This window comes from Citrobacter sedlakii (assembly GCF_018128425.1).
GTDB lineage: Bacteria > Pseudomonadota > Gammaproteobacteria > Enterobacterales > Enterobacteriaceae > Citrobacter_A > Citrobacter_A sedlakii.
Window position 1 is genome coordinate 508,394 of the sequence record NZ_CP071070.1, and the last position, 26,115, is coordinate 534,508.

Annotated in this window: 23 protein-coding genes; 10 read left to right on the forward strand and 13 right to left on the reverse strand. The window is 55.4% G+C overall.

Annotated elements, in window-relative coordinates; all coding sequences use genetic code 11:
• Positions 1–54: 54 nt before the first annotated feature.
• The 12 genes from yhdJ to acuI form a co-directional block, all read right to left on the reverse strand.
• Positions 55–939, reverse strand: a complete 885-nt coding sequence (gene yhdJ / locus JY391_RS02490; RefSeq protein WP_042292021.1) for an adenine-specific DNA-methyltransferase — start codon at positions 937–939, stop codon at positions 55–57.
• A gap of 85 nt (positions 940–1,024) precedes the next feature.
• Entirely contained in the window at positions 1,025–1,321 is a 297-nt protein-coding gene (gene fis / locus JY391_RS02495; RefSeq protein ID WP_000462905.1) for a DNA-binding transcriptional regulator Fis, read from the reverse strand.
• 23 nt (positions 1,322–1,344) lie between these two features.
• A complete protein-coding gene (gene dusB, locus JY391_RS02500; protein ID WP_181822458.1) occupies positions 1,345–2,310 on the reverse strand; it encodes a tRNA dihydrouridine synthase DusB in 966 nt (321 codons plus the stop codon).
• A gap of 326 nt (positions 2,311–2,636) precedes the next feature.
• Entirely contained in the window at positions 2,637–3,377 is a 741-nt protein-coding gene (locus JY391_RS02505; RefSeq protein ID WP_211935181.1) for a carbonic anhydrase, read from the reverse strand.
• Positions 3,378–3,519: 142 nt separating this feature from the next.
• Positions 3,520–4,401 (reverse strand): 50S ribosomal protein L11 methyltransferase, encoded by an 882-nt coding sequence (gene prmA / locus JY391_RS02510; RefSeq protein WP_042292014.1) that lies wholly within the window; start codon positions 4,399–4,401, stop codon positions 3,520–3,522.
• An 11-nt stretch (positions 4,402–4,412) separates the two neighbouring features.
• A complete protein-coding gene (gene panF / locus JY391_RS02515; protein ID WP_181822459.1) occupies positions 4,413–5,864 on the reverse strand; it encodes a sodium/pantothenate symporter in 1,452 nt (483 codons plus the stop codon).
• A complete protein-coding gene (locus tag JY391_RS02520) occupies positions 5,854–6,096 on the reverse strand; it encodes a YhdT family protein (RefSeq protein ID WP_060571036.1) in 243 nt (80 codons plus the stop codon). Before JY391_RS02520 ends, panF begins: the two co-directional genes overlap by 11 nt.
• Positions 6,097–6,204: 108 nt before the next feature.
• Positions 6,205–7,554 (reverse strand): acetyl-CoA carboxylase biotin carboxylase subunit, encoded by a 1,350-nt coding sequence (accC, locus tag JY391_RS02525; RefSeq protein WP_042292006.1) that lies wholly within the window; start codon positions 7,552–7,554, stop codon positions 6,205–6,207.
• Positions 7,555–7,564: 10 nt separating this feature from the next.
• Positions 7,565–8,032 (reverse strand): acetyl-CoA carboxylase biotin carboxyl carrier protein, encoded by a 468-nt coding sequence (gene accB, locus JY391_RS02530; RefSeq protein ID WP_042292003.1) that lies wholly within the window; start codon positions 8,030–8,032, stop codon positions 7,565–7,567.
• Between the two features lie 383 nt (positions 8,033–8,415).
• Complete coding sequence (gene msrQ / locus JY391_RS02535; RefSeq protein ID WP_211935182.1) at positions 8,416–9,015, reverse strand: protein-methionine-sulfoxide reductase heme-binding subunit MsrQ; 600 nt, start codon at positions 9,013–9,015, stop codon at positions 8,416–8,418.
• Complete coding sequence (msrP, locus tag JY391_RS02540) at positions 9,016–10,020, reverse strand: protein-methionine-sulfoxide reductase catalytic subunit MsrP (RefSeq protein WP_042291996.1); 1,005 nt, start codon at positions 10,018–10,020, stop codon at positions 9,016–9,018.
• A gap of 105 nt (positions 10,021–10,125) precedes the next feature.
• Positions 10,126–11,100, reverse strand: coding sequence for an acrylyl-CoA reductase (NADPH) (acuI, locus tag JY391_RS02545; RefSeq protein ID WP_211935183.1), 975 nt, complete (start codon positions 11,098–11,100; stop codon positions 10,126–10,128).
• A 205-nt stretch (positions 11,101–11,305) separates the two neighbouring features.
• Between acuI and csrD the strand changes: the two genes are divergently transcribed.
• The 8 genes from csrD (at position 11,306) to tldD (ending at position 23,756) form a co-directional block, all read left to right on the forward strand.
• Positions 11,306–13,246 carry an RNase E specificity factor CsrD gene (gene csrD / locus JY391_RS02550; RefSeq protein WP_042291991.1) on the forward strand — a complete coding sequence of 647 codons (1,941 nt, stop codon included), beginning with the start codon at positions 11,306–11,308 and terminating at the stop codon, positions 13,244–13,246.
• A 308-nt stretch (positions 13,247–13,554) separates the two neighbouring features.
• A complete protein-coding gene (mreB, locus tag JY391_RS02555; protein WP_000913396.1) occupies positions 13,555–14,598 on the forward strand; it encodes a rod shape-determining protein MreB in 1,044 nt (347 codons plus the stop codon).
• A gap of 63 nt (positions 14,599–14,661) precedes the next feature.
• A complete protein-coding gene (gene mreC / locus JY391_RS02560) occupies positions 14,662–15,687 on the forward strand; it encodes a rod shape-determining protein MreC (protein ID WP_060571040.1) in 1,026 nt (341 codons plus the stop codon).
• Positions 15,687–16,175 (forward strand): rod shape-determining protein MreD, encoded by a 489-nt coding sequence (gene mreD / locus JY391_RS02565; RefSeq protein WP_042291986.1) that lies wholly within the window; start codon positions 15,687–15,689, stop codon positions 16,173–16,175. Before mreC ends, mreD begins: the two co-directional genes overlap by 1 nt.
• Positions 16,176–16,192: 17 nt before the next feature.
• Positions 16,193–16,786 carry a Maf family protein gene (locus JY391_RS02570; protein ID WP_042291984.1) on the forward strand — a complete coding sequence of 198 codons (594 nt, stop codon included), beginning with the start codon at positions 16,193–16,195 and terminating at the stop codon, positions 16,784–16,786.
• Entirely contained in the window at positions 16,776–18,245 is a 1,470-nt protein-coding gene (gene rng, locus JY391_RS02575) for a ribonuclease G (protein WP_042291983.1), read from the forward strand. The genes JY391_RS02570 and rng overlap by 11 nt, the downstream gene beginning before the upstream one ends.
• A 94-nt stretch (positions 18,246–18,339) precedes the next feature.
• Positions 18,340–22,143 (forward strand): AsmA2 domain-containing protein YhdP, encoded by a 3,804-nt coding sequence (yhdP, locus tag JY391_RS02580; protein WP_211935184.1) that lies wholly within the window; start codon positions 18,340–18,342, stop codon positions 22,141–22,143.
• 167 nt (positions 22,144–22,310) lie between these two features.
• Positions 22,311–23,756 carry a metalloprotease TldD gene (gene tldD, locus JY391_RS02585; RefSeq protein ID WP_042291977.1) on the forward strand — a complete coding sequence of 482 codons (1,446 nt, stop codon included), beginning with the start codon at positions 22,311–22,313 and terminating at the stop codon, positions 23,754–23,756.
• Positions 23,757–23,856: 100 nt separating this feature from the next.
• On the opposite strand, the gene aaeR is transcribed toward tldD, so the two are convergent.
• Positions 23,857–24,789, reverse strand: coding sequence for an HTH-type transcriptional activator AaeR (gene aaeR, locus JY391_RS02590; RefSeq protein WP_211935185.1), 933 nt, complete (start codon positions 24,787–24,789; stop codon positions 23,857–23,859).
• Positions 24,790–24,970: 181 nt separating this feature from the next.
• Between aaeR and aaeX the strand changes: the two genes are divergently transcribed.
• Both aaeX and aaeA read left to right on the forward strand, forming a co-directional pair.
• Positions 24,971–25,174: a p-hydroxybenzoic acid efflux pump operon protein AaeX gene (gene aaeX / locus JY391_RS02595; RefSeq protein ID WP_000051841.1), complete on the forward strand. Its 204-nt coding sequence runs from the start codon at positions 24,971–24,973 to the stop codon at positions 25,172–25,174.
• A gap of 7 nt (positions 25,175–25,181) precedes the next feature.
• Positions 25,182–26,114 carry a p-hydroxybenzoic acid efflux pump subunit AaeA gene (gene aaeA / locus JY391_RS02600; protein WP_060571045.1) on the forward strand — a complete coding sequence of 311 codons (933 nt, stop codon included), beginning with the start codon at positions 25,182–25,184 and terminating at the stop codon, positions 26,112–26,114.
• The last annotated feature ends 1 nt before the right edge of the window (position 26,115 follow it).

Below are 26,115 nucleotides of genomic sequence, written 5' to 3' on the forward strand. Positions count from 1 at the left end.
CGTGCTGGAAATATACACGAAAAATGCGCTCTGAAAAGCGGGCTTACAATGCTTTTACTTTGTCACGACGCTGAGCGTTTTGGGCCCCGTCCGGCTCTTTTTCGACAAATTTTTCGTCTTCCGTTTTTTCACTTTCGCAAGCTCATCGCTGGTGAAGTGCGAGGTCACATTCATGCGTCGCAGGCCTATCTTGACGTATTCATCATTTACCTCAATACCAATGAACTTCCGTCCTGTCTCCAGCGCCACCGCGCCGGTGGTAAAGCTGCCCGCGAAAGGATCAAGGACGGTATCGCCAGGGTTTGAGGAGGCCAATACGATCCGCTTTAACAGGGCGACAGGCTTTTGCGTCGGATGGTTTTCATATTCATTCATCAGGTAACGCACACGGGGAAACTCCCAGACGTTTCCCGGGACTTTTTGCGTGTTGTAGGGCTGAGGCGGGTTTTTACGGTAGTCGATCAACGCTCGTTTAGCGCCGGTTTTTGTCTCAACCAGAATCGCTTCGCTATTGAAGGTGTAATTTTTGGCGTCTTTTACCATCATCAGGATCGGTTCGTACATTGAGCCGAAATATTTCTTCGCCTGTACGCCTGAGCTGTCGTAGGACCAGACGATCCGGCTCTTGATGGTAAACAGATTCCGGCACTTGAGATCAATATATGGCATGTTCTCGGTGCTGTTCATGATGTACATCGTGCCCTGCTTTTTCAGTACCCGATGACACTCTTCAATGCATTCGAACAGCCAGGCGAGGAAAACGTCCGCGTCCCAGGCTTCCCGCATGCCGTCAAAATCTTTTCCGATGTTATAGGGCGGATCGGCAAAAATTAAGTCGACGCTTTCAGTGGGTAATTTCTTGAGTTCGGCTAACGCATCTCCGTGAATGACCGACGTCGATTCATTGCCAAAGTAGTGTGGTTCAACTCCCGTTTTCATCTCTACTCCACAAGAAATGCGTATAAAAAAGGCGCTTCCCCATGCCGAGTAGCGCCTTTTATATCAGACAGTTAACTAATTAGTATCAGTTCATGCCGTATTTTTTCAATTTTTTACGCAGCGTACCACGGTTGATGCCCATCATCAGAGCAGCACGGGTCTGGTTACCGCGGGTGTATTGCATCACCATGTCCAACAGGGGCTGTTCAACTTCAGCCAGTACCAGCTCATAGAGGTCATTAACATCCTGACCGTTCAGTTGAGCAAAATAGTTCTTCAGTGCCTGTTTAACCGAGTCACGCAGGGGTTTTTGAGTTACCTGATCCTGAGAGTTAACGGTAGAAACGGTCAGTACGTCAGAATTTACGCGTTGTTCGAACATAGTTCTGTCAGCTCTTTATTTCATTACGCAAAATTTTCGAAGTATGCCTCCAACGCCTCCAGCTGTTCGCTGGCATCCTCAATGGCGTTGAATGTGCGCCGAAACTGGTCATTTGGAGCGTGCTCCTGGAGATACCAGGAGACGTGTTTACGCGCAATTCGGTACCCTTTTGCCTGGCCATAAAAGTCATGCAATTCCCGAACATGCGCACAAAGCAAGCGCTTAACCTCTGCCAAAGGCAGGGGGGACAGCAGCTCCCCAGTGTCCAGATAATGCTGGATTTCCCGGAAGATCCAGGGTCTTCCCTGAGCTGCGCGGCCTATCATCAGGGCATCAGCCCCCGTATAGTCGAGCACAGCTCTGGCTTTAAGCGGGTCAGTAATGTCGCCATTCGCGATAATCGGAATGGAAACTTTCTGCTTAACTGCCCGAATACTGTCGTACTCAGCATCTCCATTGAACAAACAGGCGCGGGTGCGTCCATGAATGGTCAGAGCCTGAATGCCACAATCTTCAGCCAGTTGGGCAATCTCTACGCAGTTACGGTGTTCCGGAGCCCAGCCGGTGCGAATCTTCAGGGTGACAGGAACGTCCACTGCTCTGACGACCTCGGTTAGTATTGACTTCACTAATTCCGGGTACTGCAAGAGGGCTGAACCTGCGAGCTTGCGATTCACTTTTTTAGCCGGACACCCCATATTGATATCAATAATCTGGGCGCCGCTTTCCACGTTGATACGTGCGGCATCGGCCATCTCAACAGGGTCGCTACCGGCAATTTGCACCGTGCGAATTCCTGGCTCATCAACGTGCACCATCCGTAGCCGGGACTTGTCGCTTTCCCAAACCTGCGGGTTAGAAGACATCATCTCGGATACGGTCAATCCTGCTCCCATCTCGTAGCACAGCGTCCGAAAGGGTCTGTCAGTGATGCCAGCCATTGGCGCTGCGATCAGGCGATTTCTGAGCTGGTATTGTCCGATGCGCATGAGTTAAGAAATGACCATACTGTGACTGCAAGGCGGCGTATATTACGCATTTTTTGCACGAGATGAAAGGCCAAACTTTGACCAATCCTCTGAGATGGATCAAAGAATCACCGTTAAACGAAGGTGACTTGAATAATTAGCTTTATAAATCATTAAATTAAAAAAATGTGTCGAATTTCTGTACGCGTATTATTTTGCGTAACTTCTCATTTTTTCTTCGATACCACAGGTGCTGACAAGATAATCTGCTGAATTAACCAGCAGATTAGCAGGTCATAGTGTGACTATGCTCTCATTTCAGGCATGAACGTTTACGGTGTCGTCGTTTACTCAACCACCACGCGGCCATTCAGCGGCTGTGCCGGGCGGCTGTTGTCATGATGCATGGTGTGGCTGAACTTCTCCAGCTGTGCCGCAGAAAGGGTCAGCGGCTGCTTAAGAACGATCCAGGTCACGCCTTCAGAGCAGGGCGGTGTGGTCAGAGAGCCGCTGAAACGCCAGTAAGATTTCTCTTTTGGCAACAGCGCGTTCAGGTCCATCTGGGTGGTAATCTTGACGTCCTGAGCGGCTTTTTCCGGCATCGTCGCCCACAGCTTTTCCAGCTCGCTATTGGCGGCACCTTTCTCGAACATGACGGCGACGACGGTAATCGCCCCTTTCGCATCTTTATGCACCAGATGCATCTCCATGGCGTAATGCTTACCGTGAACGGTGTTTTCGCTCGGCGCATGGAAGTGAAACTGCTGCAACGTGAATGGTTGGCCATCGATCGTTACGGTATCCGCAGTGGTGGATTTTAACCCGGCCTGAATGGTATGCCCGTTGTTGATCAGCGTGACAGGGCCATCAACATAGTGGGTAGCCAGCGGACTCAAATGGGCATTGACCGTATGGTCGATATTAACAGGGGACTGATTCATTCCTGTCTGACAGGTTTTATATTCCTCACTCAGCGTACCCCAGTGCTCCGGGGCGCCTTCGCCTTCATAGGTCCAGTGTGAGGCCAGTGCCGTAAACGGCATGATACTTAGCGCCAGAAGCGCTGCCTTGCTCAAAGAATGGTTCATCGTATTCTTCCAATGAATGTATATGATTTTTATATGTGTAACTTCAATTGGTTACGTCAATATTTTAGCGAATGGAAGGCGATGGAGAAGAGGTAAAAAGCCGAAAAAAAGGCCTGCTAACAGGCCATATTGAAAAAAGGGATTACTGTTTTATTCCGGTGATCCGGCACCACTCCTCTTTTTCCACTACCGGATCGAGGGCGAAGAGATCGGCATAGGCTTCGCAGACGCTTTCCGCCTGGCTGGCGAGGATACCGGAAAGGCCCAGCAAACCGCCTGTAACGGGCAGGACGCTGATTAACGGCGCCAGCTCGCGTAACGGGCCAGCAAGGATATTAGCGACCACCACGTCGGCTTTCAGGGCTTCTGGTTGATCCTGCGGCAGGTAAAGCGCCAGGCGATCGGAAACGCCGTTACGTTCGGCGTTGTCGCGACTGGCCTGAATCGCCTGCGGATCAATGTCCACGCCGATGGCTTTCGCCGCCCCAAGCTTCAGCGCCGCAATCGCCAGAATGCCGGAGCCACAGCCGAAGTCGATCACGGTTTTACCGGTTAAATCGAGGCTGTCCAGCCATTGCAGGCACAGGGAGGTCGTTGGATGTGTGCCGGTACCGAACGCCAGTCCCGGGTCGAGCATGACGTTGACCGCGTTTTCGTCGGGGACTTCACGCCAGCTGGGGCAGATCCACAGGCGTTCGCCAAAGCGCATCGGGTGGAAGTTTTCCATCCATTCGCGCTCCCAGTCTTTATCTTCTAACTGTTCGATTTTATGGGCAAAACCCGCGCCAAGCAGCGGATGATTCTCAAGAATCGCGACCACCTCTTTCATGTCCGTCTCGGCGTCAAACAGGCCGATCACATCAGTGTCGCCCCACAGGCGGGTTTCGCCCGGCAATGGCTCGAAAACCGGCGTGTCGTGGGTATCCTGGAAGGTAATGGAAACAGCGCCTGCTTCCATTAACGCATCACTCAGATCTTCCGCATTCGCACCGGTGGTATTCAGTTTTAATTGGATCCATGGCATGGCAAAACTCTTTATTTATCAGTAGACAATACGGCGGCCTGTGGTGCGGGGGAACCGAAACGGTTTCCGACCAGAAAGGCCAGCAGACTTAGCAGTAGCGAGGGCACTATCGGGTGAAAGCCCTGATACTGAATATTCAGGGTGGCGAGGATGGCGTATAGCCCACCACCGACGATCATCGCGCTCAACGCCCCGGTTGCGTTTGCGCGCTCCCAGTACAGCCCAAGCACCAGAGGCCACAGGAATACCGCTTCCAGTCCGCCAAACGCCAGCAGATTCAGCCAGATAATCATCTCTGGCGGCTTCCAGGCCGCCAGCAATAACAGCGCTCCCAGGATCAAGGTGATCGCCGCGGACATACGCTTCAGCCGCGTCTCATTTTCCGCGTGATCCGGGCGAATATTGAGGTAGAGATCTTTAATGATCGTAGCGGAACTCTGCAGCAATTGCGCATTGATCGTCGACATAATCGCCGCCATTGGCGCAGCCAGGAAGATCCCGGCAGCGAAAGGCGGCAACACCTTGACCATCAGCGTGGGAATCACCAGATCCGGCACCGTCAGGTCCGGGATCACCGCGCGTCCCAGCGCGCCCGCAAGGTGCATCCCGAACATCAGGATCGCGACCACGATGGTGCCGATGATCATCCCGCGATGCACGGCCTTGCTGTCTTTATACGAAATACAGCGTACCGCCGTATGCGGCAGCCCGATCACGCCAAAGCACACCAACACCCAGAACGAGGTCATAAAGGCGGGAGACAGGATATCATCCGCCCCCTGAGGGGAGATCAGTTGCGGATTAATGGCCTCGAGGGTTGCAACCGCGTGTCCTAAACCGCCTGCGGCGTGCACGATACCGACCAGCAGAACGATCGTACCAATAAGCATCACCAACCCTTGCAAGGTGTCGTTCAGCACGCTGGCGCGAAAGCCGCCAAAGGCGGTGTACAGCGCGATACTGACCCCGAAAATCAGCAGCCCGGTTTCGTAAGGAATACCCGCCGCCGTTTCCAGCAGCCGCGCGCCGCCGATGAACTGCACTGTCATCGCCCCGACAAAGGCCACCAGCAGGCTGAGACTCGCCAGCCACACCAGCAGTCGGCTTTGGTAGCGGGCAAACAGCATGTCATTAAGGGTCACGGCATTATAACGGCGCGCGAGAATGGCGAACTTTTTACCGAGGACGCCCAGCGAGAGCCAGACAGCGGGGAGCTGAATCATTGCCAGCAGAACCCAGCCCAGCCCGTATTTGTAGGCGGCGCCCGGGCCACCAATAAATGAACTGGCGCTGATATAGGTCGCGGTCAGGGTCATGGCCAGCACAACACCGCCCATTGAGCGGCTGCCGAGGAAATATTCATTCAGAAATGAGCCGGTCTGCCTTTTACGCATGGCATAAACCGAAATGGCAAATACTACAACCAGGTAGGCAACCAGCGGCAGAATGACTTCAAGCTGCATCGTCATCCTCCAGCGGAATGTCGCGATAGATAAATTTTACCATTGCCCAGCACAGCAGAATGAAGATCAGCGGCGTCAACAGGCAGGCCATCTCAAACCAATGGGGCAGCCCGGTGAAACCCGGCGCTACGCCTGGTAAGTAAGCAGTCACTAACCATGCAGCAAGATAAAGAAGGGTCAGCCACAGCGCCCAGCGCGCTTCTTTATGGGCCTGAACAAAACGTTTGTCCATTTTTTGTCCCTTGTGGATGAAGAAAGCGGGGATTGTACATGATGGGGCCTGGCGATCCCCAGAAATAAAAAAGGCCGGGTTGCCCGGCCTTTTCGCATTAACGCTGACTTACTTCTCGTTCAGACCGAGTTTTTTCTCCAGGTAGTGGATGTTCGTGCCACCATTCTGGAAGTGCTCGTCGTTCATAATGCGGGTCTGCAAATCAACGTTGGTTTTGATACCGTCGATGATCAGCTCCTGCAGGGCGTTCTTCATGCGGGCAATCGCCACGTCACGGTTTTCGCCGTAGCAGATGAGCTTGCCGATCATGGAGTCATAGTACGGCGGTACGGTGTAACCGGCGTAAATATGGGACTCCCAGCGCACGCCAAAGCCGCCAGGCGCATGGAAACGCGTGATTTTGCCGGGGCTTGGCAGGAAGGTATTCGGGTCTTCGGCGTTGATACGGCATTCCACCGCATGGCCGCGAACCACAACTTCTTCCTGTTTGATGGACAGGGGCTGACCCGCTGCGATACGCAGTTGTTCTTTGATCAGATCGACACCGGTAATCATTTCGGTAACCGGATGTTCAACCTGAATACGGGTATTCATCTCAATGAAGTAGAACTCGCCGTTTTCGAACAGGAACTCAAAGGTACCCGCCCCGCGATAGCCGATATCGACACACGCTTTCGCGCAACGCTCGCCGATGTAACGACGCAGTTCCGGGGTAATGCCCGGCGCTGGCGCTTCTTCGACGACTTTCTGGTGACGACGCTGCATGGAGCAGTCACGTTCCGCCAGATAGATCGCGTTCCCCTGGCCGTCCGCCAGCACCTGAATTTCGATGTGGCGTGGGTTTTCGAGGTATTTCTCCATGTACACCATGTCATTGCTGAAAGCCGCTTTCGCTTCCGCCTTGGTCATGGAAATGGACTGCGCCAGTTCAGCATCGCTGCGCACCACGCGCATACCGCGACCGCCGCCGCCGCCGGAGGCTTTGATGATCACCGGGTAACCGATGCGTTTCGCATGGGCGCGGTTCGCATCCATATCATCGGTCAGCGGGCCGTCAGAACCCGGTACAGTCGGTACGCCTGCTTTCTTCATGGCGGTAATCGCAGACACTTTGTCGCCCATCAGGCGAATAGTGTCGGCTTTCGGGCCGATGAAGATAAAGCCGGAACGTTCAACCTGCTCGGCAAAGTTGGCGTTCTCAGAGAGGAAGCCGTAACCCGGGTGAATCGCGACCGCGCCGGTGATTTCGGCGGCGCTGATGATCGCCGGGATGTTCAGATAGCTTTTTACGGACGGAGCCGGGCCAATACAGACCGTCTCATCCGCCAGCAATACGTGTTTTAAATCGCGATCCGCGCTTGAGTGCACGGCCACGGTCTTGATGCCCAGTTCTTTACAGGCACGAAGAATACGCAGTGCAATCTCGCCACGGTTGGCGATAACAATTTTATCCAGCATGTTCGCCTCGTTACTCGATGACGACCAGCGGCTCGTCAAATTCTACCGGCTGACCACTTTCGACCAGGATCGCTTTCACAGTACCTGATTTGTCTGCTTCGATCTGGTTCATCATTTTCATGGCTTCGACGATGCACAGGGTATCGCCGACGTTGACTTTCTGACCCACTTCGATGAACGCTTTGGCGTCCGGGCTCGGGGTGCGGTAGAAAGTACCAACCATTGGGGAACGTACGATGTGACCACTGATTTCCGCTGCGGCGGCTGCCGGCGCTTCTGCTGCCGGAGCAACTGCGTTAGACAGAGCCGGTTGCTGCTGCATCACTGGCGCAGCGTAAGCCTGTTGCATAACCGGGAAGCTGCCTGCCGGCGCTGCACGACTGATGCGTACAGATTCTTCGCCTTCAGAAATTTCCAGTTCGGAGATGCCTGATTCTTCAACCAGCTCGATCAGTTTTTTAATCTTACGAATATCCATGAGTGGGTTCCGTACTCTTTGTTTAGTGTGATTGTGACAGAGGGGTTACCGCTGTCTGTAAAGCGTGAGTCCCAACGGCAACAGCGCGTTTGCCTGTCAGGACGTCGGACTATTTCGCCTTTACGCCTCAAGTGAGACTTGTCGGTCAAAATGCTGCGATTTGCGGCAATCCTCCGGCAAAAAACAAAATATACCTTCAAAGCGCGATTGTCACCCTTTCAGCGGCTTAAAAACGCCTTCCGGGAGGTCAGGGTCGCACATTATAACGATTTCGTAGCAATTGGCAGCTAAATACTGGTCTTATCAGGGAAGATAATCAACCGCTAACACGTAAATAACATCTGAGTCTCTGCGTTTTGTAACCGACAGCACACTTCGCTGAACTAGCGCCACCACTGGCGAAACTTCTTGTAACGACAGGCTAAAAGCGCCAGCGCCAGCAGGGCGTAAATAACGGGTTGCGGGGATAAAACCTTCACTGACCAGAGATAATGTAAAGGGGCGAAGATCGCCACCAGATAGACGACGTTATGCAGTAATTGCCAGCGTTTGCCCAGCTTGCGCTGCGCCGCCTGCGTGGAGGTCAGCGTCAGCGCCAGCAAAATAAGCCAGCTGATAATGCCCAGCGTCAAATACGGGCGCGTAATCAATTCGCGGCCCAGTAAACCCAGATTCTGAATGCCCAGCTCCAACAGCGCATAGCTGGTTAGATGCAGCGTGGCCCAGGCAAAACACCATAGCCCCAGCAAACGCCGCGTGCGTATCAATAAGGGCTGTTTAGCGTAACGCGCCAGCGGCGTGACCAACAAGGTCGCCAGGAGAAATTTCAGAGCGGTCCTACCGGTAAAATGTTGAATATCTTTCACCGGATCGGCGCTTAACCCGCCGCTGTTAATTGCCCAGAACAGCCAAAGCAACGGCACAATTCCCGCCAGGTGAAGGAGGATTTTCAGCCAGGTAATCTGTTTTGCATTCAGCCGCACTTATATGTTCTCCCGCAGATCCAGTCCCCGGTATAACGACGCCACCTGCTCGCCATAGCCGTTGAACAGCAAGGTCGGCTGGCGCTTAACGTCAAGGATCCCGCCCGTACCGATAAATCGCTCCGTGGCCTGCGACCAGCGCGGATGATCGACGTGCGGATTCACGTTGGCGTAAAAACCGTACTCATCCGGGGCGGCGAGATTCCAGGTGGTCGGCGGTCGTTCGCGGGTGAGTTTGATGCTAACGATCGATTTAATGCCTTTGAAGCCATATTTCCACGGCACTGTCAGACGGATGGGCGCGCCGTTTTGCGGCGGTAGCGCTTTACCGTAGACGCCAACGGTGAGCAGGGTAAGCGGGTGCATGGCTTCGTCAAGCCGCAGGCCTTCAACGTAGGGATACTTCAACCCGCCGCCGATAAAACGATCTTTTTGTCCCGGCATATCGTCCGGCGCGTAAAGCGTCTCGAACGCCACATAACGGGCATTGCTGGTGGGTTCGACAAGTGCGAGCAGCTTATGTAAAGGAAAGCCAATCCACGGTACCACCATTGACCAGGCCTCGACGCAGCGCATTCGGTAAATGCGTTCTTCTAAAGGAAAGCGGGTGGTTAAGGCGTCGTGGTCCAGCGTCAGGGGTTTAGCGACCTCTCCGCTGATTTTCAGCGTCCAGGGATCGGTTTTCATGCTGCCGGCATTGGCCGCCGGATCGGCTTTATCCAGTCCGAATTCATAGAAGTTGTTATAGCCAGTGACCTTATCTTCCGGCGTTAAAGGCAGGCTGTTTTGCCACTCGCTGGGTTTACTGAAGTCGAGCGGCTTTCCGGCAGGCGCGGGGGGGCGATCGTTGCCTTTAAACCATCCCAACAGATCGGCCTGCGCCGTTGTAGGGAGCGAGAGGGCGGCAGCGCTGATGCCCAGGGCTTTAAGCACCTGGCGTCGATGCATAAAAAAAGCCGATTCGGCGGTGACATCGGCTTCAGTAAGTGGACGGTATTTTTTCATAACAGACTCCCGGCATACGCGTAACGCGTAGTTACTATGGCAGGGAGTCTGTCAATGCGCTGAGAAATTTCGTTATTTAAATGTAAATTTTTGCAGCGCTACGGCTTATTTAACCTTAACCAGCGTACGGCCCTGAACCTGATTGTTCATGATGGCGTCGGCGAATTTCGGCGCGTCGGCCAGCGCGATCTCCGTTGTGGCTTGCGCGTAGAAGCTTTCCGGCAGGTCACGAACCAGTCGTTCCCAGGCCTGGGCGCGGCGGGCGGGCGGCGTCATCACGGAATCCACACCCTGCAAACGCACGTTGCGCAGAATAAACGGCATCACCGTTGTCGGCAGGGCAAAACCGCCCGCCAGGCCACAGGCCGCCACGCAACCCCCGTAGTTCATCTGTGCCAGAACTTTTGCCAGCACCTTATCGCCAACGGTATCCACCGCGCCTGCCCACAGCTGTTTTTCCAGCGGGCGAGACTCGGCGAACTCGTCGCGTCCCAAAATGCGCTGGACGCCAAGTTGTTTCAGATAAGTATGGGTGCTTTCACGACCCGATACGGCAACGACCTGATAACCCAGCTTATGCAGCAGGGCGACAGCCGTACTGCCCACGCCGCCGCTGGCGCCGGTCACCACGATTTCGCCATCTTCAGGACGGATACCGGCCTCTTCCAGAGCCATTACGCAGAGCATGGCGGTGAAGCCCGCCGTACCGATCACCATTGCCTTACGGCTATCCAGGCCTTTCGGCATCGCCACCAGCCAGTCCGCTTTGACGCGCGCCTGCTCGGCCAGACCGCCCCAATGATTCTCGCCAACGCCCCATCCGGTCAGTAAAACGTCCTGACCGGCATGAAAACGCGGATCCTCGCTTGTGCGCACAGTGCCAGCGAAATCAATTCCAGGAATCATCGGAAAATGACGAATAATTTTTCCCTTTCCGGTGATCGCGAGCGCATCTTTGTAGTTCAGACTGGACCAGTGCACGTCCACGGTAACATCGCCTTCCGGCAACCGGCTTTCTTCAAGCGTCTGCACGGATGCGAGGGTTTTACCGTCCTGCTGTTCCAATATCAAAGCCTGCATAACCTGTCCTCAATGTTGCGTAGTGGATTGGAAAATGATTCCTGAAGACTATACTCGCTAATTGAAACGTGACGTCGATTCAACGCAATAAATTGCCAGATACACCTGATTTGGTAGTATGCACTCACTCTTTGCGCAACCAGGCGGATTTCGCGTTTGGTTATGCATTTTCGTGTCGCAATTTACTGGCGGAGTTAACACAAGGATGCGATTAACGACGAAATTCTCAGCTTTTGTTACGCTACTCACCGGGTTGACCATTTTTGTCACCCTGATCGGCTGCTCGCTGAGTTTTTACAATGCCATCCAGTACAAAATGAGTCATCGTGTGCAGGCGGTCGCCACTGCCATCGATACGCATCTCGTTTCGCGCGATTACAACGCGCTGTCACCACACATCAACGAACTGATGATGTCTGCGGATATCGTCCGGCTTGATTTGCGCCAGGGTGAAAAAACGATCTTTACCCAGACGCGCGCCAGCAGCTACCGTCCGGTTGGCACCAGTAATATGTTCCGGGAACTGTCGGTACCGCTGTTAAAACATCCGGGCATGACGATGGATCTGGTTTATCAGGATCCGATGGGGAATTATTTTCATTCGCTGATGACCACCGCGCCGCTCACGCTGGCGATCGGTTTTATTATCCTGATGCTGTTTCTGGCGGTGCGCTGGCTGCAGCGCCAACTTTCCGGCCAGGAGCTACTGGAGGTGCGTTCTACGCGGATCCTGAACGGCGAGCGCGGACCGAATGTTCGCGGCAGCGTGTATGAATGGCCGGCGCGCACCAGCAGCGCGCTGGACATGCTGCTCTCCGAGATCCAGAGCGCGCAGGAGCAACGCAGCCGACTCGATACGCTTATTCGCTCGTACGCGGCTCAGGACACCAAAACCGGCCTCAGCAACCGTCTCTTTTTTGATAACCAACTGGCGACACTGCTGGACGATCAAGAAAAGGTCGGCGCTCATGGGGTGGTGATGATGATTCGTCTGCCGGACTTCAATTTGCTGCGTGACAGTTGGGGACGCAACCTCGCCGAAGAAGAACTGTTCAGCCTGATCAATTTGTTATCCACCTTTATCCTGCGCTTTCCGGGCGCGCTGCTGGCGCGTTACCATCGCAGTGACTTCGCCGTGCTGTTGCCGCACCGTACCCTGAAAGAGGCGGAGAGCGTCGCCGGGCAACTTCTGAAAGCGGTCGATGCGCTGCCAACCAATAAAATGCTCGATCGCGACGATATGTTCCATATCGGCATTTGCGCCTGGCGTAGCGGCCAGTCGACCGAACAGGTGATGGAACATGCGGAAGCGGCCACCCGCAACGCGGTATTGCAGGGCGGAAATAGTTGGGCGGTGTACGATGATACGCTGCCGGAAAAAGGGCGCGGCAACGTACGCTGGCGCACCCTGATTGAACAAATGCTCAGTCGCGGCGGGCCGCGCATTTATCAAAAGCCAGCGGTTACCCGTGAAGGGCGCGTTCACCACCGGGAACTGATGTGCCGCATTTTTGACGGCCATGAAGAGGTTAGCTCGGCGGAATATATGCCGATGGTGCTTCAGTTCGGCCTGTCGGAAGAGTATGACCGTCTGCAGATCAGCCGGGTCATTCCGCTCCTGGGCTACTGGCCGGAAGAAAATCTGGCGATTCAGGTCACCGTAGAGTCGCTGATTCGTCCGCGTTTTCAACGCTGGCTGCGTGATACCTTGATGCAGTGTGAAAAATCACAACGTAAACGCATAATTATTGAACTTGCAGAGGCAGATGTGGGTCAACACATCAGCCGGTTACAGCCAGTTATTCGTCTGGTGAATGCGTTAGGCGTTCGGGTGGCGGTAACCCAGGCGGGTTTAACGTTGGTCAGCACCAGTTGGATCAAAGAGCTCAATGTGGAATTACTCAAGCTCCACCCGGGATTGGTCAGAAACATTGAGAAGCGAACAGAGAACCAGTTACTGGTGCAAAGCCTGGTGGAAGCCTGTTCGGGCACCCATACCCAGGTTTACGCGACAGGCGTACGGTCGCGTGGCGAGTGGCAGACGCTGACAGCCCGCGGCGTTGCGGGCGGACAGGGGGATTTCTTTGCCTCCTCCCAACCGCTGGATACAAACGTGAAAAAATATTCTCAAAGATACTCGGTTTGACCTGCCGTTTGTTCAGTTTTCACGTAGAATAACGCGCGCTGTGCTTTCATGGGGGTGTGCTTGTCTGCTCGCCAGGGTGTTGCAGCACATATGCAGGTGAATGACCTTAAACAGGTTGCAAATGAAAGCGAGGATTGCTGCTGAAAAGCTCAGCCCTGAGGGACTCAGGTAGAGATTTGTAACAGAGGAAACGAACTGCACTAATTTTCACCGTAGCAGATGATTTTTGCGCCTTGTCGCTGCTGCGTGTGGTTGGTAAAGTAAGCGGATTTTGTTTTCCGCCCCAGCTTTCAGGATTATCCCTTAGTATGTTGAAAAAATTTCGTGGCATGTTTTCCAATGACTTGTCCATTGACCTGGGTACCGCGAATACCCTTATTTATGTAAAAGGACAAGGCATCGTATTGAATGAGCCTTCCGTTGTGGCCATTCGTCAGGATCGTGCCGGTTCGCCGAAAAGCGTGGCTGCAGTAGGTCATGACGCGAAGCAGATGCTGGGCCGTACGCCGGGCAATATTGCTGCGATTCGCCCAATGAAAGACGGCGTGATCGCCGACTTCTTCGTGACTGAAAAAATGCTCCAGCACTTCATCAAGCAAGTGCATAGCAACAGCTTTATGCGTCCAAGCCCGCGCGTGCTGGTGTGTGTGCCGGTTGGCGCGACCCAGGTTGAACGCCGTGCTATTCGTGAATCCGCGCAGGGCGCAGGCGCCCGTGAAGTGTTCCTGATCGAAGAGCCAATGGCTGCCGCTATCGGCGCAGGCCTGCCGGTCTCTGAGGCAACCGGTTCCATGGTGGTGGATATCGGTGGCGGGACGACGGAAGTGGCCGTTATCTCTCTGAACGGCGTCGTTTATTCGTCATCTGTGCGTATCGGCGGCGACCGCTTCGACGAAGCAATCATCAATTACGTCCGCCGTAACTACGGCTCTCTGATCGGTGAAGCGACCGCAGAACGTATTAAGCACGAAATCGGTTCCGCTTACCCGGGTGACGAAGTGCGCGAAATCGAAGTGCGTGGTCGTAACCTGGCGGAAGGCGTTCCACGCGGCTTTACCCTGAACTCCAATGAAATCCTGGAAGCGCTGCAGGAACCGCTGACCGGTATCGTGAGCGCGGTGATGGTTGCGCTGGAACAGTGCCCGCCGGAACTGGCGTCTGATATCTCCGAGCGCGGCATGGTGCTCACCGGCGGTGGCGCGCTGCTGCGCAATCTTGACCGCCTGTTAATGGAAGAAACCGGTATTCCAGTTGTTGTCGCTGAAGACCCGCTGACCTGTGTGGCGCGTGGCGGCGGCAAAGCGCTGGAAATGATCGACATGCACGGCGGCGACCTGTTCAGCGAAGAGTAATCGGATGCAGGCAGGGGCGTGTCTGGCGCCTTTGCCGAATCTGATACGAGAATACGCAAACTTATGAAGCCAATTTTTAGCCGTGGCCCGTCGCTACAGATTCGCCTTATCCTGGCGGTGCTGGTGGCGCTCGGCGTCATTATCGCCGACAGCCGTCTGGGTACGTTCAGTCAAATCCGCACGTACATGGATACCGCCGTCAGTCCTTTCTACTTTATTTCCAATGGTCCCCGTGAACTGCTTGATGGCGTCTCGCAAACGCTGGCTTCGCGCGACCAGCTTGAGCTTGAAAACCGGGCGCTGCGTCAGGAACTGCTGCTGAAAAACAGCGAGCTGCTGATGCTCGGGCAGTACAAACAGGAGAATGCGCGTCTGCGCGAGCTGCTGGGATCGCCGCTGCGTCAGGATGAACAAAAAATGGTGACGCAGGTCATCTCGACGGTTAACGATCCCTACAGCGATCAGGTGGTTATCGACAAAGGCAGCGTGAACGGCGTTTACGAAGGCCAGCCGGTCATCAGCGATAAAGGCGTTGTTGGCCAGGTGGTCGCGGTGGCGAAGCTGACCAGCCGTGTATTACTGATTTGCGACGCGACCCATGCGCTGCCGATTCAGGTACTGCGTAACGATATCCGTGTGATTGCCGCCGGTAACGGCTGCACCGATGATTTGCAGCTCGAACACCTGCCAGCCAATACCGACATTCGCGTCGGCGATGTGCTGGTGACGTCGGGGCTGGGCGGGCGCTTCCCGGAAGGTTATCCGGTGGCCGTGGTTTCCTCCGTTAAGCTGGATACACAGCGGGCATATACCGTGATACAAGCGCGTCCAACCGCCGGTTTACAGCGTCTGCGCTATCTGCTGCTGCTGTGGGGCGCCGACCGTAACGGGTCAAATCCCATGACGCCGGAAGATGTGCATCGCGTGGCGAATGAGCGCCTGACGCAGATGATGCCTCAGGTGCTGCCCTCGCCGGATATGATGGGGCCGCCTGCGCCAATGCCCGCGCCAGCGACCGGGATCGCCACGACGCCCGTAACGCCGCCGCAGCCTGCGTCGCCTCAGCCGCGTCCGTCGGGAGGTCAGTAGTGGCGAGCTATCGTAGCCAGGGTCGCTGGGTTATCTGGCTCTCGTTTCTCATCGCGCTTTTATTACAAATCATGCCCTGGCCGGAGGAGATCATCGTCTTTCGGCCAAACTGGGTGCTGCTCATTTTACTGTACTGGATCCTCGCGCTGCCGCACCGCGTAAATGTGGGCACAGGCTTTGTGATGGGTGCCATACTGGATCTGATTAGCGGTTCCACGCTTGGCGTGCGGGCGCTGTCGATGAGCATCATCGCGTATCTGGTCGCATTAAAATTTCAGTTATTCCGCAATCTGGCGCTCTGGCAGCAGGCTCTGGTGGTGATGTTGCTTTCGCTGGTGGTGGATATTATTGTTTTCTGGTCAGAGTTTTTAGTGATCAACGTCTCTTTCAGACCTGAAGTGTTCTGGAGTAGTGTAGTCAACGGCGTGCTCTGGCCGTGGCTGTTCTTGCTGATGCGTAAAATCCGCCAGCAGTTCGCGGTGCAATAAGTGCAATAAAGGTTTCTATGACGTCTCTATACTTAGCTTCCGGTTCACCCCGCCGCCAGGAACTGCTCACCCAATTGGGCGTTGCGTTCGAGCGTATCGTTACCGGTATCGAAGAGATGCGCGGCGCAGGGGAAAGCGCGCAGCAGTATGTCTCTCGGCTGGCGCGTGAAAAAGCACAGGCAGGCGTGACGCAGACCCCGCGCGATTTGCCGGTGCTGGGGGCGGACACGATCGTCATCCTTCATGGTGAAGTTTTAGAGAAACCGCGCGATGCAGAACACGCCGCGACAATGCTGCGTAAGCTATCCGGGCAGACGCACCAGGTGATGACCGCCGTGGCGCTGGCCGACAGTCAGTACGTGCTCGACTGTCTGGTGGTGACCGACGTGACGTTCAGAGCGTTGTCGGATGCGGATATCGCTGACTATATCGCCAGCGGTGAACCGATGGATAAAGCAGGTGCATACGGTATTCAGGGGCTGGGTGGCTGTTTTGTCAGGAAGATAAATGGCAGCTATCACGCCGTAGTCGGCTTACCGCTGGTTGAAACGTATGAGTTGCTAAGCAATTTTAACTCACTGCGTGAGAAAAGGGATAAACATGACGGCTGAATTGTTGGTAAACGTAACGCCATCGGAAACGCGTGTGGCGTATATCGACGGCGGGATCCTCCAGGAGATTCACATTGAGCGTGAGGCGCGACGGGGAATCGTAGGCAATATCTACAAAGGTCGGGTAAGTCGCGTACTGCCGGGTATGCAGGCGGCTTTTGTAGATATTGGGCTGGATAAAGCCGCATTTCTTCATGCTTCTGACATCATGCCGCATACCGAATGCGTGGCGGGCGATGAGCAGAAACAGTTTACCGTACGGGACATTTCCGAACTGGTGCGTCAGGGACAGGATCTGATGGTGCAGGTGGTGAAAGATCCCCTCGGCACCAAAGGCGCGCGTCTGACCACCGACATCACCCTGCCTTCCCGTTATCTGGTCTTTATGCCCGGCGCGTCACACGTTGGGGTGTCTCAGCGTATTGAAAGCGAAGCCGAACGCGAAAGACTGAAAAAGGTGGTGGCGGAATATTGCGACGAGCAGGGTGGATTTATCATTCGCACCGCGGCAGAAGGCGTATGTGAAGACGATCTGGCTTCCGATGCCGCCTACCTCAAGCGTGTCTGGACGAAAGTCATGGAGCGCAAAAAGCGTCCGCAGACGCGGTATCAGATGTACGGCGAACTGGCGCTGGCGCAGCGCGTATTGCGTGATTTTGCCGATGCGCAGTTGGATCGCATTCGCGTGGATTCCCGTCTGACCTACGAGGCTCTGCTGGAGTTTACCGCCGAGTACATTCCGGAAATGACCAGCAAGCTGGAGCATTACAGCGGGCGTCAGCCGATTTTTGATCTCTTTGATGTGGAAAATGAGATCCAGCGGGCGCTGGAGCGCAAGGTTGAGCTGAAGTCCGGCGGTTATCTGATTATCGATCAGACCGAAGCGATGACGACCGTTGATATCAATACCGGCGCTTTTGTCGGCCATCGCAATCTCGACGACACCATTTTTAACACCAATATCGAAGCAACGCAGGCCATTGCCCGCCAGCTTCGCCTGCGCAATCTGGGCGGCATTATTATCATCGACTTTATCGATATGAATAATGACGATCACCGCCGTCGGGTTCTGCATTCTCTGGAGCAGGCGCTGAGCAAAGACCGTGTGAAAACCAGCATCAATGGCTTTTCACAGTTGGGACTGGTGGAAATGACGCGCAAACGCACGCGTGAAAGCGTGGAACATGTGCTCTGCAACGAGTGTCCAACCTGTCACGGTCGCGGTACGGTGAAAACGGTGGAAACCGTGTGTTATGAAATTATGCGTGAGATCGTACGCGTGCATCATGCATACGATTCCGACCGTTTCCTGGTTTATGCTTCTCCGGCGGTCGCGGAGGCCCTGAAAGGGGAGGAGTCGCACGCGCTGGCGGAAGTGGAAATTTTTGTTGGCAAACAGGTTAAAGTGCAAATCGAACCGCTCTATAACCAGGAGCAGTTCGACGTCGTAATGATGTAATCATTTACGTAGGCCAGATCACGCGTTCACGCCGCCATCTGGCACCCTTTGCTTGCAGTTTGCGAGCCACTTTCAGGCAGACAAGGAGAGACGCGTGAGGCGATTGCCGGGGATATTACTGCTCACTGGAGCCGCGCTCGTCGTCATCGTAGCGCTGCTGGTCAGTGGCCTGCGCCTGGCCCTGCCGCATCTCAACAGCTGGCGTCCTGCCATCCTCGCCAAGTTCGAATCCGCGACCGGTTTACCGACGGAGGCCAGCCAGCTTACCGCCAGTTGGCAAAATTTTGGTCCGACGCTGGAAGCGCGGGACATCCGCGTACAGCTAACTGACGGCGGCGAGTTCGCGGTGAAGCGCGTCACCCTGGCGCTGGATGTCTGGCAAAGTTTGCTGCATATGCGCTGGCAGTTTCGCGATCTGACGTTCTGGCAACTGAACCTACGCACCAATACCCCCATTCAACGTAGCGGAGACGCGGATACCCCTGAAGCGGGACGCATCAGCGATCTTTTTCTGCGTCAGTTCGATCACTTCGATCTCCGCGACAGCCAGATTAGCTTTCTGACCCTTTCAGGCCAGCGCGCCCAGTTGGCTATCCCCCAGTTGACCTGGCTTAACAGCCGAAACCGTCACCGCGCGGAGGGGCAGGTCAGCCTGTCGAGCCTGACCGGTCAACATGGCGTAATGCAGGTCCGTATGGACCTGCGCGACGATGATGGACTGCTGAATAATGGCCGCGTCTGGTTGCAGGCGGACGACATTGACGTCAAGCCGTGGTTGGGGCGATGGATGCAGGACAACGTGGCGCTGGAAACCGCGCGCTTTAGTCTTGAGGGCTGGATGAACATCAGCAAGGGAGAGATCGCTGGCGGCGACGTCTGGCTGAAAAAGGGCGGCGCGAGCTGGAAAGGCGAAAACACGACCCACACGCTTGCAGTCGATAACCTGACGGCGCATATCAGTCGCGAACAGCCCGGTTGGCAGTTCGCCATTCCAGATACCCGCATCTCCATGGACGGCAAGCGCTGGCCGAGCGGCGCACTGCAGCTTGCCTGGATCCCTGAGCAGGACGTGGGCGGCGCGGACGGTAAACGTAGCGACGAGCTACGCATTCGCGCCAGCCATCTTGATTTAGCCGGCCTTGATGGGCTGCGCCCCGTGGCGGCGAAGCTCTCGCCTGCGCTTGGTGAAGTCTGGCAGGCGACGCAGCCGAGCGGAACGATTGACACGCTGGCGCTGGATATCCCCCTTGATGCGACCGAAAAGACCCGTTTTCAGGCTGCATGGCGCGATCTGGCGTGGAAGCAGTGGAAGCTGTTGCCGGGAGCAGAGCATTTTTCCGGGACCCTTTCAGGAAGCGTTGAGGATGGTCGGCTAACCGCCGCTATGAAGCAGGCGAAAATGCCGTATGAAACGGTTTTCCGCGCGCCGTTAGAAATTGAAGATGGCGTAGCGACCCTGCACTGGCTGAAGAATGAGAAAGGTTTTCAACTGGATGGGCGCGATATCGACGTTAAAGCCAAAGCGGTACATGCCCGCGGCGGTTTCCGCTATCTGCAACCCGCAGGCGACGAGCCGTGGCTGGGCATTCTGGCGGGTATCAGCACCGACGACGGCTCCCAGGCCTGGCGGTATTTTCCGGAAAACCTGATGGGTAAAGCGCTGGTGGACTATCTCAGCGGGGCGATTCAGGGCGGTGAAGCGGATAACGCGACGCTGGTCTATGGCGGAAACCCCCATCTGTTCCCTTATAAACATAACGAAGGCCAGTTTGAAGTGCTGGTGCCGCTGCGTAACGCCAAATTCGCTTTCCAGCCGGACTGGCCTGCGCTAACCAATCTGGATATCGAGCTGGATTTCCTTAACGACGGCTTGTGGATGAAAACCGACGGTGTCGATTTAGGTGGTGTAAAAGCCTCCAATCTGACAGCGGTCATCCCCGACTATTCGAAAGAAAAACTGTTGATTGATGCCGATATCACTGGGCCTGGCGACGCAGTGGGGCCGTATTTTGACGGTACGCCGCTTAAAGAGTCGCTCGGCGCCGCTCTTGAGCAGTTGCAAATTGGCGGCGATGTGAATGCTCGCTTACATCTGGATATTCCCCTCGACGGCGAGCTGGTAACGGCGAAAGGCGACGTCACGTTGCGCGACAACAGTCTGTTGATAAAACCGATCGACAGCACCCTGAAAAACCTTAGCGGTAAATTCAGCTTTACCAATGGCGATCTCAACAGTGGGCCGATGACGGCGAACTGGTTTAATCAACCGTTGAACGTCGATTTCTCCACGACCCAGGGAGCAAAAGCGTATCAGGTCGCGGTGAACCTCAACGGTAACTGGCAGCCCACCCGTACCGGTGTATTGCCTGCTCAGGTGAATGACGCGCTCGGTGGCAGCGTGGCGTGGAAGGGAAAGGTAGGGATTGACCTGCCGTATCGTTCAGGCGCGCATTACCACGTTGAGTTGAACGGCGATCTTAAAAATGTAAGTAGTCGCTTACCTGCGCCGCTGAATAAAAAAGCCGGTGAACCGTTACCCGTTAACATTACCGCTAACGGCGACCTGCGTAGCTTTGCCCTCACCGGCAACGCAGACAAAGAGAACCATTTCAACAGCCGCTGGCTGCTGGGTCAGAAGCTTACCCTGGACCGCGCCATCTGGACGGCGGAAAGTCGAACCACACCGCCACTGCCCGAACAGGAAGGTATCGAACTTAATCTGCCCGCGTTGGATGGCGCCGAATGGCTGGCGTTATTCCAGAAAGGTGCGGCGGATAACGTGACCAGCAGCGCGAAGTTTCCTCAGCGCATTACCCTGCGTACGCCAGCGCTGACGCTGGGCGGTCAACAGTGGAACAACATGAGCATTGTTTCGCAGCCAGCGCTGAACGGAACGACCGTTGAAGCGCAGGGGCGAGAGATCAATGCGACGCTGGCGATGCGCAATAACGCGCCGTGGCTGGCGAATATCAAATACCTTTATTACAACCCGTCCACAGCGAAACCTGCAGAAAAAAACGACGCTCCCGCGACGCCGTTTGCCACTGTAGATCGCGTCAGTTTCCGCGGCTGGCCTGACATGCAGCTGCGCTGTAGCGAATGCTGGTTATGGGGGCAGAAGTATGGACGCATCGATGCCGATCTGGCGATCAACGGCGATACGCTGAACCTGAGCAACGGGTTGCTGGACACCGGCTTTGCCCGGCTCACCGCGGACGGCCAGTGGGTCAACGCGCCTGGCCGCGAACGCACTTCGATTAAAGGCAAACTGCGCGGCAACAAGATTGATGCGGCGGCAGGCTTCTTTGGCGTGACCACGCCGATGCGCAACGCGTCGTTTAATGTCGATTACGATCTGCACTGGCGCAATCCGCCGTGGCAACCAGATGAAGCCTCACTCAACGGGATTATTCGTACCCGTCTGGGCAAAGGGGAAATCACCGACTTAAGCACCGGCCACGCCGGGCAGCTCCTGCGCTTGCTCAGCGTAGACGCGCTGCTGCGTAAACTGCGCTTTGATTTTAGCGACACCTTTAGCGAAGGGTTCTACTTTGATTCGATCCGCAGTACCGCGTGGATTAAAGACGGCGTGTTGCATACCGATGATACGCTGGTGGACGGCCTGGAAGCGGATATCGCTATGAAAGGATCGGTTAATCTGGTGCGACGCGAACTGGACATTGAAGCGGTCGTGGCGCCGGAAATCTCTGCCACGGTGGGCGTGGCTGCCGCGTTTGCGGTCAACCCGATCGTCGGCGCGGCGGTATTTGCCGCCAGTAAGGTGCTTGGGCCGCTGTGGAACAAAGTGTCGATTCTGCGCTATCGCATCACTGGTCCGGTCGATCAACCGCAGATCAACGAAGTTCTGCGCCAGCCGCGGAAAGAAAAAACGCAATGATTTGACGGCGACGCGGAATTACCCCACTCTCAGTACATAGTCTTGCCGGAGGGTAACGTAGCGGCCTACATTATGACGTTTCCGTAGGCCGCATAAACGCAGCGCCATCCGGCGTAAATTTTTTAGCATAGCGCTCTCCTACGCAGCAACTAACGAGTAGCAAAACGATGAGTCTGAACCTGGTAAGTGAACAATTGCTGGCAGCAAACGGCCTGAAACATCAGGATCTGTTTGCCATTTTGGGCCAACTGGCCGAACGCCGTCTCGATTACGGCGATCTCTATTTTCAGTCGAGCTATCACGAATCCTGGGTTTTAGAAGATCGCATCATTAAGGATGGTTCTTACAATATTGACCAGGGCGTGGGCGTACGGGCGATCAGCGGCGAAAAAACCGGGTTTGCGTATGCTGACCAGATCAGCCTGCAGGCGCTGAGCCAGAGCGCACAGGCTGCGCGCACCATTGTCAGAGACAGCGGCGACGGGAAAGTGAAAACGCTGGGCGCAGTGGAACACTCCGCGCTTTATACCTCAGTGGACCCGCTCCAGAGCATGACCCGTGAGGAGAAGCTCGATATCCTGCGTCGTGTCGATAGCGTGGCGCGAGACGCTGATACGCGCGTGCAGGAAGTCACCGCGAGCCTGACCGGCGTCTATGAACTGATCCTTGTGGCGGCAACGGACGGAACGCTGGCGGCGGATGTGCGTCCGCTGGTGCGTCTTTCCGTTAGCGTACAGGTGGAAGAAGACGGTAAACGCGAGCGCGGCGCCAGCGGCGGCGGCGGTCGTTTCGGCTATGACTGGTTCCTTGCGGATCTGGACGGGGAGGTTCGCGCAGACGCATGGGCGAAAGAAGCGGTACGTATGGCGCTGGTTAATCTCTCCGCCGTCGCCGCGCCGGCAGGCACGTTGCCGGTGGTGCTTGGCGCGGGCTGGCCGGGCGTGCTGCTCCATGAAGCGGTAGGCCACGGACTGGAAGGCGACTTTAACCGTCGTGGTACGTCGGTGTTCAGTGGACAGGTCGGCGAGCTGGTCGCTTCTGAACTCTGTACGGTGGTGGATGACGGCACGATGGTCGATCGTCGTGGTTCTGTCGCGATTGACGATGAAGGCACGCCGGGCCAGTACAACGTGCTCATCGAAAACGGCATTCTGAAAGGTTACATGCAGGATAAGCTGAATGCGCGCTTAATGGGCGTTGCGCCAACCGGAAACGGTCGTCGTGAGTCTTACGCACATCTGCCGATGCCGCGCATGACCAACACCTATATGTTGCCGGGGAAATCCACCCCGCAGGAGATCATTGAATCCGTCGAATATGGCATCTACGCGCCAAACTTTGGCGGTGGTCAGGTGGATATCACTTCTGGTAAGTTTGTCTTCTCGACTTCGGAAGCCTATCTCATTGAAAACGGTAAAGTGACCAAACCGGTAAAAGGCGCAACGCTGATTGGTTCCGGGATCGAAGCGATGCAGCAGATCTCTATGGTGGGTAATGACCTGAAGCTGGACAACGGCGTCGGCGTCTGCGGCAAAGAAGGACAGAGCCTGCCGGTGGGCGTCGGTCAGCCGACGTTGAAGGTGGATAACCTGACCGTCGGCGGCACCGCGTAAGTCGCGGGTCTGCCGTGCCGGATGGCCGCACGTTGCGAGTTATCCGGCCTGGCGTGTTGTGTTCCTGCGTGCCCGATAAGCGACTGCGCCATCGGGCAATTTAGCTTTTCTCTTTTCCCCGACCGTACATTCCCTGAAACAGCTGCGATACATCGACAAAATAATCGGTCAGGTAGTTAATCACGACCTGCACTTTCAGCGGCAGCTTATCTTTTTCGGTATACAAGGCATAAACCGGACGCGGATCGGACTGATAACGCGGTAATAAGATCTCCAGCTCTCCGCGGTTAATCTCGTTGATCACCCACATCAACGGGACGTAGGCGACGCCCGCACCGGCGGTCAGCCAGCGACTCAGGGTCATCGGATCGTTGGTGACAAAGCGTCCCTGCGGGATCAGACGGGTTGAAATCCCTTCTGGCGCGATCAGCTCAAACTCATTGTCCGGACGGACGCTGTACTCCAGCCATGAGTGGTTTGCGAGGTCGGCTGGCTTCTCCGGTATGCCATACTGCGCGAGATAGCGTTTGGCGGCGCAAACCACCATTGGCATCGCCCCCAGGCGGCGGGAAAACAGACTGGAATCCTGTAACGCGCCCACGCGGATCACCACGTCCAGGCCGTCAGCAATCAGGTCGGGTGCGGGAATACCGGTGACCAGATTTACCGTCAGGCCGGGGTACTCTTTCAGCATTTTTGCGGTCAGTCCGGCGAGGACATTTTGTGCCATCGTTGAAGAACAGCCGATCCGCAACGTGCCGATAGGGGTATTGTTAAACGCGTAAAGCTGCTCGTGAACATCCTGCACTTCATGGAGCATTCGACGGCAGCCCTGGTAGTAAATTTTTCCGGCTTCAGTCAGCCCAATGCTGCGCGTACTGCGGTTGAGCAGTTTAACCTGCAGTTCATCTTCCAGTTTTGCAACCGTCTGGCTGATGGATGAAACGCTCATTTGTAGCTGTCTGGCCGCGGCGGTGAAGGAGCCAAATTCCACGACTTTGGCAAACACCGACATCCGTTTTAATCGTTCCATTATTCACTCTGGCTTAAAAGTGATTTAGATCACATATTATAGATAACAGCATAACAGTTACGTTAATATATTATTATTCAAATAACGGCTGCGTCGCTCTCGCCTGGCTTTCCTTGCCCTTCTCCGCGGCGACACGGCTAAAAACTGTATCGCCTGCACTCTCTAAAAAATCAAGGTCAACATGAGTCTGTTTCCCGTTATCGTGGTGTTTGGTCTGTCCTTCCCACCGATATTTTTCGAATTGCTTCTGTCACTGGCGATTTTCTGGCTGGTGCGCCGGGTGCTTGTGCCCACGGGCATCTATGATTTTGTCTGGCATCCGGCTCTGTTCAATACCGCGCTGTATTGCTGTCTCTTTTACTTAATATCGCGCCTGTTCGTTTGAGGTTGAAGTGAAAACACTAACAAGAAAACTCTCCCGTACGGCCATTACCCTCGTTCTGGTCATCCTGGCGTTCATCGCTATTTTTCGCGCCTGGGTCTATTACACCGAATCACCGTGGACGCGTGACGCGCGCTTCAGCGCCGACGTGGTCGCCATTGCGCCCGATGTTTCCGGGCTGATCACTAACGTGAATGTGCATGATAACCAGCTGGTAAAGAAAGATCAGGTGCTGTTTACCATTGACCAGCCGCGCTACAAGAAAGCGCTTGAAGAAGCAGAAGCCGACGTTGCCTATTACCGGGTGCTGTCGCAGGAAAAACGTCAGGAGGCCAGCCGCCGTAACCGTCTTGGCGTACAGGCGATGTCACGAGAGGAAATCGACCAGGCCAATAACGTTCTGCAAACCGTCTTACATCAGCTTGCGAAAGCGCAGGCGACCCGCGACCTGGCAAAATTAGATCTTGAGCGTACCGTGATCCGCGCTCCGGCCGACGGCTGGGTCACTAACCTTAACGTTTATACTGGCGAATTTATTACCCGCGGCTCCACCGCTGTGGCGCTGGTGAAGCAAAACTCGTTCTACGTGCTGGCCTATATGGAAGAGACCAAACTGGAAGGCGTGCGTCCGGGTTACCGCGCCGAGATCACCCCGCTGGGCAGCAACACGGTGCTGAAAGGTACGGTGGACAGCGTGGCGGCGGGGGTGACCAACGCCAGCAGCACGCGTGACGACAAAGGTATGGCCACCATCGATTCTAACCTTGAATGGGTCCGTCTGGCGCAGCGCGTGCCGGTGCGTATTCGTCTTGACGATCAGCAGGAGAACCTGTGGCCTGCCGGGACGACCGCCACCGTGGTTGTCACCGGTAAGCAGGATCGCGACGCCAACAACGACTCGTTCTTCCGTAAAATGGCGCACCGTCTGCGCGAGTTTGGTTAAT

Coding starts and splice junctions, on each gene's coding strand:
- yhdJ (WP_042292021.1), bottom strand. CDS start 939: ATGAAAACGGGAGTTGAACCACACTACTTTGGCAATGAATCGACGTCG.
- fis (WP_000462905.1), bottom strand. CDS start 1,321: ATGTTCGAACAACGCGTAAATTCTGACGTACTGACCGTTTCTACCGTT.
- dusB (WP_181822458.1), bottom strand. CDS start 2,310: ATGCGCATCGGACAATACCAGCTCAGAAATCGCCTGATCGCAGCGCCA.
- JY391_RS02505 (WP_211935181.1), bottom strand. CDS start 3,377: ATGAACCATTCTTTGAGCAAGGCAGCGCTTCTGGCGCTAAGTATCATG.
- prmA (WP_042292014.1), bottom strand. CDS start 4,401: ATGCCATGGATCCAATTAAAACTGAATACCACCGGTGCGAATGCGGAA.
- panF (WP_181822459.1), bottom strand. CDS start 5,864: ATGCAGCTTGAAGTCATTCTGCCGCTGGTTGCCTACCTGGTTGTAGTA.
- JY391_RS02520 (WP_060571036.1), bottom strand. CDS start 6,096: ATGGACAAACGTTTTGTTCAGGCCCATAAAGAAGCGCGCTGGGCGCTG.
- accC (WP_042292006.1), bottom strand. CDS start 7,554: ATGCTGGATAAAATTGTTATCGCCAACCGTGGCGAGATTGCACTGCGT.
- accB (WP_042292003.1), bottom strand. CDS start 8,032: ATGGATATTCGTAAGATTAAAAAACTGATCGAGCTGGTTGAAGAATCA.
- msrP (WP_042291996.1), bottom strand. CDS start 10,020: ATGAAAAAATACCGTCCACTTACTGAAGCCGATGTCACCGCCGAATCG.
- acuI (WP_211935183.1), bottom strand. CDS start 11,100: ATGCAGGCTTTGATATTGGAACAGCAGGACGGTAAAACCCTCGCATCC.
- csrD (WP_042291991.1), top strand. CDS start 11,306: ATGCGATTAACGACGAAATTCTCAGCTTTTGTTACGCTACTCACCGGG.
- mreB (WP_000913396.1), top strand. CDS start 13,555: ATGTTGAAAAAATTTCGTGGCATGTTTTCCAATGACTTGTCCATTGAC.
- mreC (WP_060571040.1), top strand. CDS start 14,662: ATGAAGCCAATTTTTAGCCGTGGCCCGTCGCTACAGATTCGCCTTATC.
- JY391_RS02570 (WP_042291984.1), top strand. CDS start 16,193: ATGACGTCTCTATACTTAGCTTCCGGTTCACCCCGCCGCCAGGAACTG.
- rng (WP_042291983.1), top strand. CDS start 16,776: ATGACGGCTGAATTGTTGGTAAACGTAACGCCATCGGAAACGCGTGTG.
- tldD (WP_042291977.1), top strand. CDS start 22,311: ATGAGTCTGAACCTGGTAAGTGAACAATTGCTGGCAGCAAACGGCCTG.
- aaeR (WP_211935185.1), bottom strand. CDS start 24,789: ATGGAACGATTAAAACGGATGTCGGTGTTTGCCAAAGTCGTGGAATTT.
- aaeX (WP_000051841.1), top strand. CDS start 24,971: ATGAGTCTGTTTCCCGTTATCGTGGTGTTTGGTCTGTCCTTCCCACCG.